Source organism: Sorangium sp. So ce362, from assembly GCF_051519845.1.
Classification (GTDB): Bacteria; Myxococcota_A; Polyangia; order Polyangiales; family Polyangiaceae; genus Sorangium.
Genome location: NZ_CP150332.1, coordinates 10,604,243 through 10,617,522, shown reverse-complemented (window position 1 = coordinate 10,617,522; position 13,280 = coordinate 10,604,243). Strand labels below are relative to the sequence as shown.

At 72.2% G+C, this 13,280-nt stretch carries 10 protein-coding genes; 9 read left to right on the top strand and 1 reads right to left on the bottom strand.

Annotated elements, in window-relative coordinates; all coding sequences use genetic code 11:
* Positions 1 to 105 precede the first annotated feature (105 nt).
* The 9 genes from WMF17_RS40890 (at position 106) to WMF17_RS40850 (ending at position 12,270) form a co-directional block, all read left to right on the top strand.
* Positions 106 to 690, top strand: coding sequence for a hypothetical protein (locus tag WMF17_RS40890; protein WP_437598919.1), 585 nt, complete (start codon positions 106 to 108; stop codon positions 688 to 690).
* 34 nt (positions 691 to 724) lie between these two features.
* Complete coding sequence (locus WMF17_RS40885) at positions 725 to 1,453, top strand: hypothetical protein (RefSeq protein ID WP_437646433.1); 729 nt, start codon at positions 725 to 727, stop codon at positions 1,451 to 1,453.
* Between the two features lie 217 nt (positions 1,454 to 1,670).
* The gene (locus tag WMF17_RS40880; protein ID WP_437598917.1) at positions 1,671 to 2,771 is read left to right on the top strand and encodes a tryptophan 2,3-dioxygenase family protein; all 1,101 of its coding nucleotides are present in this window, start codon (positions 1,671 to 1,673) and stop codon (positions 2,769 to 2,771) included.
* The gene (locus WMF17_RS40875; RefSeq protein ID WP_437646432.1) at positions 2,768 to 4,813 is read left to right on the top strand and encodes a DCC1-like thiol-disulfide oxidoreductase family protein; all 2,046 of its coding nucleotides are present in this window, start codon (positions 2,768 to 2,770) and stop codon (positions 4,811 to 4,813) included. Before WMF17_RS40880 ends, WMF17_RS40875 begins: the two co-directional genes overlap by 4 nt.
* Before the next feature lie 9 nt (positions 4,814 to 4,822).
* A complete protein-coding gene (locus WMF17_RS40870; protein WP_437598913.1) occupies positions 4,823 to 7,003 on the top strand; it encodes a hypothetical protein in 2,181 nt (726 codons plus the stop codon).
* Positions 7,004 to 7,250: 247 nt separating this feature from the next.
* On the top strand, positions 7,251 to 8,657 hold the full coding sequence (locus tag WMF17_RS40865) for a hypothetical protein (protein ID WP_437598911.1): 1,407 nt from the start codon (positions 7,251 to 7,253) through the stop codon (positions 8,655 to 8,657).
* 261 nt (positions 8,658 to 8,918) lie between these two features.
* On the top strand, positions 8,919 to 10,661 hold the full coding sequence (locus WMF17_RS40860) for a PEP-utilizing enzyme (RefSeq protein WP_437646431.1): 1,743 nt from the start codon (positions 8,919 to 8,921) through the stop codon (positions 10,659 to 10,661).
* The gene (locus tag WMF17_RS40855) at positions 10,658 to 11,464 is read left to right on the top strand and encodes a PEP/pyruvate-binding domain-containing protein (protein ID WP_437646430.1); all 807 of its coding nucleotides are present in this window, start codon (positions 10,658 to 10,660) and stop codon (positions 11,462 to 11,464) included. The genes WMF17_RS40860 and WMF17_RS40855 overlap by 4 nt, the downstream gene beginning before the upstream one ends.
* 284 nt (positions 11,465 to 11,748) lie before the next feature.
* Positions 11,749 to 12,270, top strand: coding sequence for a hypothetical protein (locus tag WMF17_RS40850; protein ID WP_437646429.1), 522 nt, complete (start codon positions 11,749 to 11,751; stop codon positions 12,268 to 12,270).
* Between the two features lie 265 nt (positions 12,271 to 12,535).
* Here the strand turns inward: WMF17_RS40850 and WMF17_RS40845 are convergent, their stop codons facing one another.
* On the bottom strand, positions 12,536 to 13,147 hold the full coding sequence (locus WMF17_RS40845) for a glutathione S-transferase family protein (RefSeq protein WP_437598906.1): 612 nt from the start codon (positions 13,145 to 13,147) through the stop codon (positions 12,536 to 12,538).
* Positions 13,148 to 13,280: the final 133 nt, after the last annotated feature.

Genomic DNA, 13,280 nt, shown 5'->3' with positions numbered 1-13,280 from the left:
CTGGGCTTTTTTGGGGCACGCGGGCCCGGGTTCCGGTAGCCTGCCGCGTCTCGACAATCCGCCCAGGGGTTCGGCCATGGCCTTCATCACCACCGAGAGCTGCACGTGACGGACAGGGCGCCGGCCGACGCCGACGGTCCAGAGCCGGCCGACGCCGACCGGCCTGCGCCGGCGGATGCCGACGGGCGCGAGCCGGTCGCCGCCGACCGGCCTGCGCCGGCCGAGCCGGAGCCGGGCTCCCCGCCGGGCGGGTCCGCCGACGCCGAGCCGCGGCGCCGGACGAAGAAGCGCGCGAGGCAGCGCGGCGCGGCGGCGTCGCCGCCGGGCAGCGCCGCGCCGGCGATCCCGCGCGATCCCGAGCTCGAGCGCCTCGAGCAGGCGTTCGAGCGCGGCGACTACGCGCTCGTCCGGGCCGGCGCGAAGCGGCTCCTGAGCGGGGCCGAGCCCGACGACCTCCGCGGCGTGCCTTCGGCGAAGAGACATTCTTCCCGGCCTCCCGGCGAGAGCCAGGCCCAGCGCGACGACGCCGAGGACGCCGAGGGCGAGCGCGTCCGCGTCCGCCGCGCAGCGCGGGCGCTGCTGCGCCGGATCGACCCCGACCCGCTCGCCGTCGCCCTGCTCCTCGCGGCCATCGCGCTGCTCGCGTTCCTGTCGCTCTGGTACTGGTCCCACAGCCACGTGTCCCCGTGACGACCCCGCCCGTGACGGCCGGGGAGGCAGCGCGGTGAGCCCCGAGATCGATCGCCCCTCCGGCCGCCCCGGCCCGCGGCGGCTCGCCGCCCTCGCGCTCGCGCTGATCGGCTGCGGGGGCGCCGCCGGCCCGGCGCGGCCCGCGGCGTGGAACGCGGCGCCCGACGGGCAGAAGGGCGCCACGTCGGGCACGCCGGCCGAGCGCTACTTCCCGCTCGTCGACGGGCATATCTACCACTACGCGACCCTGAGCGAGCGCGGGGAGCAGGGCCTCCTCGTCGCGCGCGTGCACCGCGCGGACGGGCGCCGCGGCGAGCTCCGGTTCCCCTCGGGGGCGAAGCGCTTCGAGTTCACCCCCGAGGGCGTGATCCGCAGCGACACGGGCGTCTTCGTGCTCAAGGAGCCGATCGCGCCCGGCACGACGTGGACCGGCGAGCACGGCGGCCGCGCCCGGATCGCCGCGGTCGACGCGGCGATCGAGGTGCCCGCGGGCCGGTTCACGGGGTGCGTGCAGACCGTCGAGGAGCGCCTCGGCGACAGGCCGGCGCGCTTCGTGTCGACGTACTGCCCGGACGTCGGCGTGGTGGCGATCGAGGCCGCGAGCGGCGCGAGCTACGAGCGGGCCGAGCTCACGAGCTATGCGCCGCCCTTCGACATGGGCCCCGACGGCCTGCGGCGCGCGCCGGCCGAGCCGCCGCCCGCCGAGCCGCCGGCCGAGCCGCCGCCCGCCGAGCCGCCGCCCGGCCCCGCGGGCGCGCCGTGAGCGCGCCGGGCATGGACCGCGCCGGTGGAAGGCGCGCCGTGCCCGTGAAACCGCCCTCCGGACCGGGCGCGCTTTCCGTGCGCGCGGCGCCGGCGCACTTCCGTTTCCGGGGGGGCGGGAAGTAGACTCCGGGCGCCGCTCGTGGAGCCGGCGCAGGATGCGCCGCGGGCACGCCGCGCGAGCTCCTCCGGCGGCACGTCCAGCGATCGCCACCGACATGAACTACTGGGAATATATCCACGTCGAGGAGCTGCTCGCCCTCCAGGGTGGATTCGACGACGACGAGCAGAAGGTCGGCAACGACGAGGCCCTGTTCATCGTCGTCCACCAGATCTACGAGCTCTGGTTCAAGCTCATCCTCCGGGAGCTCACCTCGGCGCGTGAGCTCTTCCGCCAGAACCCGGTGCCCGATCAGAAGCTCGCCTCCGCGGCGCGCTCGTTCAGGCGGGTCGTCACCATCTTCGAGCAGGCGATCCAGCACTTCCGGGTGATGGAGACGCTAACCACGCGTGATTACCTGGATTTCCGGGATCGCCTCATCCCCGCGAGCGGCTTCCAGTCGGCGCAGCTGCGCGAGATCGAGGTCTTGATGGGGCTCGACGACGAGGTCCGGATCCCGCTCGGCCGGGAGGGGAGCTACAAGGAGGCGCTCAAGACCGCGGACGGCTCGCCGTCGTCGGCGACGCGCCGGCTGGAGGCGCGGCTCGCGAGCGGGCCGAGCCTCAAGCACTACCTGTACGAGTGGCTGTCGCGGACGCCGATCGACGGATCGAGCGAGCCGGGTGGGGTCGTGTGCTTCCTGCGCAGCTACATGCGCTCGATGCGCGAGGAGAACGAGCGCCGGGTCCAGATCGCGATCGACAAGGCGCTCACCCCGGCGGACGTCGAGCGGCTCCGCGCGCGGTACGAGGCCGAGAACGCGAACGCCGAGGCGTTCCTGCTCGCCGAGGACGACCCGGGCGCCGACGCGGCCACCTGCGAGAGGCGCCGGGCCGTCCGCGCGGCGATCGTCTTCATCGAGAGCTACCGCGAGCTGCCCCGGCTCGCGTGGCCGCGCGAGGTGCTCGACCGCGTCCTGGAGATGGAGCAGGCCATGCTCATCTGGCGGCAGCGCCACGCGCGGATGGTCGAGCGGGTGATCGGCCGGCGCACCGGCACGGGCGGCTCCGCGGGCGTCGACTACCTCGACCAGACCGCGCTGCGCTACCGCGTCTTCGGCGATCTCTGGACAGTGCGCTCCTTGCTACTTCGCCAGCCGAGCGTCCCCGAGCTCGAGCATGCATCGGATTACGGATTCCGGGTCGAGGACTCTCCGTGAAATCACTTCGCGATCACTTCTTGCGCATCGACGCCCGTTCGCTCGGGCTGTTTCGCATCACCTTCGGGCTGGTCCTCATCGCCGATCTCCTCGCGCGGTGGCGGTGGGTGCGGGACTTCTACTCGAACGAGGGCGTCCTCCCGAACCACAACCACCTCTTCAACCTCCGCGGAAAGGAGCAGGTCTTCAGCCTGCTCCACGCCTTCTCGACGGTGGGAGAGGCCCACTTCGCCTTCGCGCTCGCGCTCGTCGTCTACGCGCTGTTCCTGCTCGGCTACCGGACGCGCGTCTTCCACGTCCTCGCGCTCGTCACGCTCACGAGCCTGACGTCGAGGAACATCCTGCTCGAGAACGCCGGCAACTACGCGGCGATCGCGCTCCTCGCGTTCACCGCCTTCCTGCCCTGCGGGAACCGCCTCTCGCTCGACAGCCTCCGCGCCTCGCTGGCGCTCCGGGACGAGCAGCGCGACACGGAGCTGAACGACCGGTCGAGGGCCTCGGAGGCCGAGATCGAGGCCGGACGCCTGCCGGGATGGTCGCCGACGTCGCTCGCCGCGCTGGCGGTGCTGCTGCAGCTCGCGCTCATCTACCTCTGTACGGCGCTCCAGCAGCGCGGCGAGGCGTGGCGCGACGGGACGGCGTTCTACTATGCGCTCCACGCCGAGCGCCTGGCGAGCGACGCGGGCATCTGGCTCCGCGACGCCCTGCCGCTCGGCACGCTGCGCGGGCTCACGTTGGGCACGTGGGCCATGCAGCTCGCGATCCCGGCGCTCCTCTTCGTCCCCGCGCTCTTCCGCTGGACGCGCGGGGTCGCCGCCGCGCTGATGCTGGTGCACGGGCTGATCCTCGGGATCTTCTTCGATCTCGGGATGTTCGGCTGGGCGCTCGCCGCCGCTGCGCCGCTCGTCCTGCCGGGCGAGCTCTGGGACGTCTACGAGCGCTCGTGGAACGAGCGGCGGGCGCGCACGCTGGTGTACGATGCCGACTGCGGCCTCTGCCTCATGCTGTGCCGCCTGATCAAGCGGCTCGATCTGCGCGGGCACGTGGCCTTCCAGGGCAACGTCGCGCTCGACGAGCTCTATGTCCGCAACCAGACGGGCGCCACGGAGCTCGTGCCGATGCCGAAGGAGGTCACGGCGGAGCTCGTCGAGCAGACGGTGCTCGCGGTCGACCGGAACGGGCGCGTGTACGCGAAGGGCGCGGCGGTGACCGAGGGGCTCCTGGCGTTGCCGCTCGGCTGGCTCGCCTGGCCGCTCAAGCTGCCGGGCATCTCGCACCTCCTGGACGTGCTCTACGAGGTGGTCGCGAAGCGCAGGCACCAGATCAGCGTGCTCCTCGGCAAGCAGGCGTGCGGGATGCCGCTGTTCGACGAGGGCCACGCGGACGGCGACGATGAGGGCGCCGCTCCGGGCAGGCCTGCGCCGGCGGTGCGGGTGGCGCGCCTCGTGCTGGGGTCGCTGCGCGAGGTGGCGGTGCTCGTGGTGCTCGCCGCGATGCTGGCGCAGACGGCGAAGGAGAACCCGTTGCCCGGCGCGGCCGCCGTCCCGCAGGGGAGGGTGCTCGCCGGCGTGGCGTCGTGGCCGCGCATGATGGCGCGGTGGGACGTGATGGCGCCCGAGCCGCCGCGGAGCAACGCGCTGCTGGTGATCGACGGCCAGACGCGCGCGCACAAGCCGATCGATCCGCTGACCGGGGAGGAGCCGCGGCTGCAGCCCGCCGGGCACCCGGGGGCGCGGCTCGGCCAGCTCTGGTCTGATTACCTCGATCGCGTCCGGCGGCCGGAGTATTCCGATTTCCAGCGCGCCTTCCGCGACTACCTCGCGAAGGGCGGGCCCCTCGCGGCCGGCGGGGCGCGCGAGATGGCGCTGTCGGGCTACGATGCGTACTGGGTCTCGGCGCTGACCCCCGCGCCCGGCGCGCCCGCGTCAGCCACCTTCGAGCGGGAGAAGCTGTTCTCGCACTCGCGGGGAGGCACGGGGAAGCTGGGCGAGCGCATGCCGCCCCTCGCGCCGGGCCTCATCCGACCGAACAAGTCGAACTGAGGCGCTCGCATGCGTGGGCCTGACGAGGACCCGAGCGCCGCGGATCGCGGCGCGGCCGAGGAGAGCGCGCCGGCGGGCGAGGGCGCGGCCGAGGAGAGCGCGCCGGCGGGCGAGGGCGCGCCGGAGGAGAGCGCGCCGGCGGGCGAGGGCGCGCCGGAGGAGAGCGCGCCGCCCAGGCCGCCCGCCGGAGCCCCGAAGCCGACGGCCGAGGGGCGCCTCCGGCGCGTGGGGCGCTGGATCAAGGAGCACTACTGCACAATCGACGTCCGCACGCTCGGCCTGTTCAGGCTGGTGCTCGGCTTCCTCCTGGCGAGCGACTGCGTGCGCCACTGGGCCGAGGCGAGCTGGATCTACAGCAACGACGGGGTGCTCACCAACCACTACCACCTCTTCCACCCGAGCAGCGGATTCAACTTCAGCCTGTATCACGCGTTCTCGTCGATAGAAGAGGTCCACGTCGCGTTCGCGCTCTCGCTCTTCTGCTTCCTCTGCTTCTTCGTCGGCTGGCACACGCGGCTGTTCTCGATCCTGTCCTTCCTCCTCGTGACGAGCAGGGACAACCGGATCGTCATGATCGAGAACGGCGGCTATGTCGTCGTGAACCTCATCACCTGCTGGGCGATGTTCATGCCGACCGGCAGGCGCTTCTCGGTCGACGCGCTGATCCGCTCCTTCCGCGAGCGGCGGGAGCGAACGGCCGCGGATCTCGCGGACAGGAGCCGCCCCGCGTGGGCCGAGCGCCCGTACGTCTCGGGGATCGTGCTCCTCGCGATCCTCAACCTGGCGACCATCTATTATTTCAACGTCGTCAACAAGTCGGGCCAGATCTGGCGTCGCGGCGAGACGGTGCATTACGTCCTGCACCTCGACCGCATGGTGACGGGGCTCGCGGTCGTCGCGCGGGAGTACATCCCTCTCTGGGGGAAGCGGGGGCTCACCTGGGGAGTCCTCGTGGTCGAGGCGCTGCTCGTGGCCTGGATCCTCTCGCCCTACGGCCGCCGCTTCACGCGCGCGCTGGCGATGCTGGCGATGTGGGGCCTGCACGGCTCGTTCGGGGTGATGATGCGCCTCGGCCCCTTCTCGTGGTTCATGATCGGCTGGTCGTTCCTCTTGCCGACGTCGCAGCACTGGGACGCTCTCGAGCGGTGGTATCGCCGCCGCGCGGCGCAGAGGGTCGTCGTCTACGACGGCAGCTCGCCGCTCGCCTTCGCGTTCATGCGGCTCCTTGTCCGGCTCGACGGCCTCGAGCTGCTCCGGTTCGAGGAGGCGCGCGCGGCGGTCGCCGCGGACGCGGAGGCGGCCGGGGGAGGAGAGCCCCGGCCGGAGCTCTTCGAGGTGCGCGAGGCGGGCGACGTCGCGCACGCCCGGGTGTTCCGGGGGGCCGCGGCGCTGCGCGAGATCCTGCAGGCGCTCCCCGGAGGCCGCTTTGCGCGCCCGCTGGTCTGGGCGCTCTGCCTCGGCGCGCCCGGCGCGCTGCTCGCGGTCGCATCGCGGCGGCGCGACGCGATCGCGAGGTTCTTCGGCCTGACGCGGCCGCCGCGCGCGAGGGCGGCGGCGATGGAGGGCCCGTCGCCGCTCTCGGAGAAGCTCGCGCGCGGCCGGGTGATCGCGCGGGAGGCGCTGGTCGCGTACCTCGGGCTCTGCGCCGTGAGCCAGGCCATCAACGAGAACAAGAGCGTGCCGGCCTTTCTCAAGCATCCCCAGCCGAAGATCGTGCAGGCGACGATCGTCTATCCGCGCCTCCTCCAGGGGTGGGGGATGTTCGCTCCGAATCCGATCACCGAGGACGGGTCGATCAGCGTCGACGCGATCACCGTCGAAGGCCGGCACGTGGATCCGTTCACGGGGCTCACGCCCGATCTCGATCTCTCCGACGCGCGGGGGCTCGGGCTCGGGCAGATCCAGCAGGACTATTTCAACCGGATCCGGCTCGATCGGAACAAGGCGTTCCGCAAGCCCGGGCTCCAGGACTACCTGCTACGGTACCACGAGCGCACCGGCCGGCCGGAGGACGAGATCGTCGCGTTCGATGTCTACTGGGTGCGGGATCAGTGCCCGAAGCCGGGGGAGAGCGCGGCGTACAAGAACGAGGCGATCCCGATCATGTCGTACCGTAAGCCGGGGTATCGGCCGCCTCCAGGGCTGCCGCGGCTGCCGCCGGCGCGGAAAGAAGAGAGCGCGGGGAATTAGCGCCCGCGGGAGGGGTTGCCGGGCAGCCCGGCTCCCCGGGGGTCTGACATGGACGGCCGGTCCGCGAACCAGCGAATTCACTGCCGCGATGAACACTTATGTTTTCGACGCCTGTCGTTGATCGAGGCACGACATTCGATCTGCTCGCCTGATGGGATGATCATGGAATCTCGTACTTGCCCGGTACGGTGAGCGTAAGTCACTTTCGGATTCGCTACATGTCGCGAAGATACCGAAAGGTCTTGCCATGAAGACGTATCTCACCACGCTGTTCGTGCTTGCTGGAGCGACAGTTCCGTTCGGCCTGGCCGCGTTCGCTTGCAGCTCGGCCGACCGGGAAGAGGGAACAGAGCACGTCGCCCCCGCCGGGGACGATCTGCGCCACGCGCGGTTCGGCGACTTCGACGCCATCACGGAGCGAAACGCGCGCAGGATGCTCGAGCGGGGCCGGGAGATCTTCCGGTTCGACACGTTCGGGGATGAGCAGTTCTGGGGCGGCCAGCTCCGGTTGCACGAGACGATCGCCGGCGTGACGCCGGCTCAGGCGCTCGAGCTCGGGCTGAAGGTCGACGCGGACGCGCTGCCGTCGCGGCTCCGGGACCAGATCGCGCGTGGCCGGGTGAACCTCGACGATCCCGCTGTCACGCTGCGCCTCCTGCGGCTCGACGCGATCGTCGGGGTGACCGGCTTCTTCGACCGCCGCGGCGATCTGATCTCGATAGGCCTCCAGTGCGCCTTCTGTCACTCGACGGTCAACGACTCCGTGGCTCGCGGCGTCGGCGAACGACTCGACGGCTGGGCCAACCGCGACCTGGACGTCGGCGGGATCATCGCCTCGGCCCCGAACCTCCAGCCGTTCGTCACCCTGCTCCAGGTGGTGGACTCGAGCATCGACGACGAGGACGTGAGGACAGTCCTCCGCAGCTGGGGACCGGGCAAGTTCGACGCCCAGCTGATCCTCGACGGAAAGGCGTTCCAGCCCGACGGAAGGTCCGCGGCGACCCTGCTCCCCAACGCCTACGACATGGCCGGAGTCAACGAGCACACCTGGACGGGCAACTGGGGGTCGGTGCCCTACTGGAACACGTTCGTCGCCGTGAACGAGATGCATGGACGAGGCAATTTCTTCGATCCAAGGCTCGACGATGAGGTCAAGTACCCGATCGCGGCGGAGTTCGGGCTCGGGCACGTGACCGTCGATCCGGAGGACGATCTCGTCACGTCGAAGCTCCCGGCGCTCCACTTCTACCAGCTCGCCCTCCCCTCGCCGAAGCCGGCGCCGGGCATCGATTTCGACCCGCGCGCCGCCGAGCGCGGTCACGCGCTGTTCACCGGCCAGGCCGACTGCGCCCGCTGCCACAACGAGCCGCTCTGGACCGATGCCGGCTGGAACCTGCACACGCCCGAGGAGATGCGCATCGACGCCTTCCAGGCGAACCGCGCGCCCGGCAACTCGTACAAGACAATGAACCTCGCCGGGCTCTTCATCCGGGAACGAGGGCTGTTCATGCGGCCGGAGAACAAGGGTCGCTTCTACCACGATGGTCGCTTCGCGACGCTGCTGGACGTCGTGCAAAGCTACGACGAGCGCTTCGCTCTGGGGCTCACTCCCCAGCAGAAGCGCGATCTCGTGGAGTACCTGAAGTCGCTCTAGCGGGTCGAGCAGACCGGCGCGCGCTACCCCCTCGACCCACCTCGGGCCGATCGGAGCCGTCATCGCACACGCTCGCACGCACAAACCGTCCGATGGTCGGCCTGCTCCGCGGTGCGTCGGGGGCTGGACCGACGGGATAGCCACCTCTACCTTCGGCCGCCATGATGTCGTGACCGATGTGCCACCGAGACGTCGCCGTCGTCCCCGACGGCGACACGGTGGCTCGTACGGGCGCAGCGCGGGGGTCGAGGTGGTCCAGCGATGAAGAGAGAGCCGAGCGTCAACGGAGTCAGGTTCGTGGCCCCGGGCCCGGGCCCCTGGGAGATCGAGCGGGCCCATTTCCTGCGGCCGGTCACCCGGTTCGCGGTCGAGCCGTTCACGCGCGGGATGCCGAGGGGCTTCGCCGAGGGCTCGGCGCGCTACGGGCTCCTGTTGAGCCACTTCAAGCCAGCCGTCGTCAACGGCTTCATGTACTCGCAGCCCGTGATGCACGGCGCGTCCGAGGGGGCGAGCGGGCCGCCGCCGAAGCTCGCGCTGTGGCTCCTCCTGCGCCTGCACCCGCGCATGCGCGCGCGCATCCGGCAGAGCCGCCGGGCGTTCGAGGGGAAGCTGTGGCGCGAGGACCTCGACCGGTGGGACCGCGTCGACCGGCCGCGCGCCACCGACAAGAACCTCGCCGTCCAGGCGATCGATCCCGCCCAGCTCGACACGGACGCGCTGATCGCGCACCTGCGTCGCGCCCAGGCGCACATGGAGGACATGATCGCCCTGCATCACCGCTACAACTTCGCCGGCGTCCTGCCGGCGGGCGACTACCTCGCGCACGTCGGCGCGTGGACCGGCGCGAGCCCCGGCGAGGCGCTCGCGCTGCTGCAGGGGAGCACGCCGCTCGCGAAGGGCGTGGCGACCGAGGAGCTCGAGGCCCTCGCCAGGGCCCTGCGCGCGAGCGCGGCGGGCCGCGAGGCGCTCGCCAGGAAGGGCGACCCGCAGGCGACGCTCGACGCGCTCGCGGCCCTGGACGGCGACGTGGGGCCGGCGACGCGCGCTTACCTCGACCTCGTGCGCTTCCGCACGGTGGGCTACGACGTGTCCGACAAGACGGGCGGCGAGCTGCCCGACGTGCTCGTACGGGCGATCCGGGCGGCGGTCGAGGGCGACCGCGGGGCCGGGTCGCGCGCCGCGCGCGAGGCCAAGGAGAAGGCGCTGCGGGAGCGCGTGCCCGCGGCCCACCGCGCGCAGTTCGACGAGCTGCTCGGCGAGGCGCGCCTCACGAACCGCCTCCGCGACGAGCGGGCGCTCTACTCGGACAGCTGGGGCACCGGGCTCGCGCGCCGGGCCGTCCTCGAGGCGGGGCGCCGCCTCGCCGCCGCCGGCAAGGTCGACGACCCCGAGCACGCCGCCGATCTCGCGCTCGAGGAGATGATCGGCCTCCTGCGCGACCGGCGGGCGCCGTCCGCCGCGGAGATCGCCGCGCGCGCGCGCTGGCGCGAGACGGCGACCCTCGCCGACGCTCCCCCGTGGCTGAACGTGCCCCCCGCACCGCCGCCGCCGCTCGACGTCTTCCCCGCCCCGGCGCGCCGCGCGGCGAGGGCCGTCGACGCGATCACGCAGAGCGTGTTCAAGGACGCCGAGGCCAGCAACACCGACACGGCCGTCCGCGGCCTCTCCATCAACGAGGGCGTGTACGAGGGCACGGCGCGCGTCGTGATCGGCCCGGACGACTTCGAGAGGATCCAGCAGGGGGACGTGCTCGTGACGCGCGCGACGTCGGCGTCGTTCAACGTCGTGCTCCCGCTGCTCGGCGCGATCGTGACCGATCGGGGCGGGCAGCTCTGCCACGCGGCGATCGTCGCGCGCGAGTACGGCATCCCCGGCGTCGTCGGCACGCGGGAGGCGACGGTGACGATCCCGGACGGGGCGCGCGTGCGCGTCGACGGGGCGGCCGGCGAGGTGACGATCCTCGGGCGGCCGGCGGAGCGCCGCGCGCAGGAGGCGTCGCCTTGATCGCGCGCCTCGACGAGGAGCTGCGCGAGGAGGACTTCGGGGGCAAGGCGGCGCAGCTCGGGCAGGCGCGCCGGGGCGGCCTGCCGGTGCCGCCGGGATGGGCGCTGTCGGCGGCGCTCGTCGAGCGCGTCGTCGCCGGGGAGGCCGCGGCCGTGGGCCGGCTCGTCGAGGCGTTCGGCGAGCTCGACGGGCCCGTGGCCGTGCGGTCGTCCGGCATCGGCGAGGACGGCGTCTCGGCGAGCTTCGCGGGGCAGCACGCGACCGAGCTCAACGTGCGGACCCGCGAGGGGCTGCTCCAGGCCGTCCACAAGGTGCACGGCTCGGCGCGCACCGAGGCGGCGCTGGCCTACCGGCGGCGGCTCGGGCTCCCGCCGGAGCCGCGCATGGCGATCGTCGTGCAGCGGCTCGTGCAGGCCGATTGCGCGGGGGTGCTGTTCACGCGGAACCCGGTGACGGGCGCCGACGAGCGCGTCGTCGAGGCGACCTGGGGCCTCGGCGAGGCGGTGGTCGCGGGCCTCGTGACCCCGGACAGCTACCGGATGGCGCGCGGCGGGCGCGTGCTCGAGCGGCGGGCGGGCGAGAAGGATCTCGCGATCCTGTGGGCCGAGGAGGGCGGCACGAGGGAGGTCGCGGTGGAGCCCGCCCGTGCCGCGGCGCTGTGCCTCGACGACCCGCGGCTCGCCGCGCTCGAGGCGCTGGCCGCGGCGTGCGAGGCGGCGTTCGGCGGCACGCAGGACATCGAGTGGGCGTTCGCGGGCGGCCGCCTGTCCCTGCTGCAGCGGCGGGCCATCACGCGCGGGTGAGCCGTCTTGCGCTGCTCCGCCCAGCGGCCTGGGCACCTGCGGCCGGCGCTGGAGCGCACCGCAGGCGCGCGACGGCGCTCACCGGAAGCAGGTTTTGTCAGGCCATTCTCGTCGAGATGCCGTCGCGCACGCGGCAGATACCATCCTGTAAAATTCTGGTGTAGGTAGATGTCCGGTGCCATGGCACGGTGCCAGAGCGTGAGAAGACGCTCTGCGGGAGCGGCGGTGTTCGCCGTTTCGTCCGAGTCGGAGCAGCGTAACCGTTATTGTCAGGAGCAATCTCGATGAAGAGCCTCAACTTTGCAGCGATTCTGGTCACGGTGTGCGCGGTGGCGGCCTGTTCGGATGACGGCGGCTCGGGGGGTGACGGCGGGGCGGGCGGTGGGGGCGGAGCGTCCGGCACCACCACCACCTCCTCCTCCTCGTCGGGGCCGAGCTCGACGGGCACGGGCGGCGACGGCGGCGGCGGCGGCGAGGGCGGCGAGGGCGGCGGCGGCGACTGCCCCACGCAGTGCTTCGAGGACCACACGGCGGGGGCCCTTGAGTTCCTCCAGCTGACGCTCGACACCTGCGGCTGTGCGGAGGGCGCGACGTGCGCCAGCGCCTGCGACACGACGGATCCTGAGACCGACGTCTGCGGGGACGATGGATCCGGCGACCTGCGGGCGATCGAGGGGAACGAGGCGTGCCTGAACTGCGTTGACGGGCTCGAGGCCGAAGACGCTTGCATCGGGACGGTCGAGACGGGATGCAGCGCCAGCGAGGGGTGCGCCGCGTTCGCCACGTGCGTGGCCGCCTGCCCGTGAGACCGTAAGGGCGGTCTCGCCCCCGGCTGCGCCGCTCCGGCGCAGCCTCGATTCATCGCCCTCCCTGAACGACAGCGCGCGAGGCCGGCGACGACCTGGCTGAGCTCGAAGCGCCCCTTGCGCCGTGATCACAAGGGCTCGCGCCGCGACTGGGCGAGCCCGCGTCGATGTGCTCGAGCACCTTGCGGAACCTGATGTGGTAGGCGTCCGTGGCTGCTGTGATCGATGACAACCCTCCTCGGCGATGGACAAGCTAGCCTCCTCGCTACGACACCGCCCGTCTGGATGCCGGACGCTGGCAGTGCAGATAGACGTACTTCATCAGCCGCGGCCGGTCCTCGAGCAGCTTCAGGTGATTCACGATATGCAGGATCGACGCCATCACCAGGTCCGCGGCGGTGAAGTGGCCCGCGGCGAGGAAGTCGCGGTCTTCGACCTCAGCGTCGACGACATCGAGCAGCGCGCTGAGTCGAGCGTGGTGCTTGGCGAGCGCCTCCTGCGCATGCACGGCGGTCTTCTGCTCCTCGGGCAGCTGCGCGTGCCCGTGGAGCGCCATCACCACGGGAGCGAGGGTCGCCTCGGCGAAGAGCAGCCATTGATAGTACGCGCCGCGCTCGGTCGAGCCCGGCGGCGGCGCGAGCTGTTTCTCCGGGAAGCGGTCCGCGAGATAGAGGCAGATGGCCGACGGCTCGAGGAGCGTGAGCTCTCCGTCGACGAGCGCGGGGACCTCGCCGAGCGGGCTCACGGCGAGATAGTCAGGCGTCTGGTTCTCCTGCTTCGGGAGGTCGAGCCTCACGAGGTCATACGGCACCTCGAGCTCTTCCAGCAGCCAACGGGGGCGAACCGAGCGGGTGCGAGGCGCAAAATATAGCTTCATCGCACGGGAGGGTAACTCCATCCGGGCGTCTTCGACCCGCCTTCCGCGGGAACGATCCATCCCCTATGCCGCGCCTCGGGTGGGCGCTCTGCGCTGGCGCGCGCCGCGTCCGGTGTCGCCCTGGACCGAACCG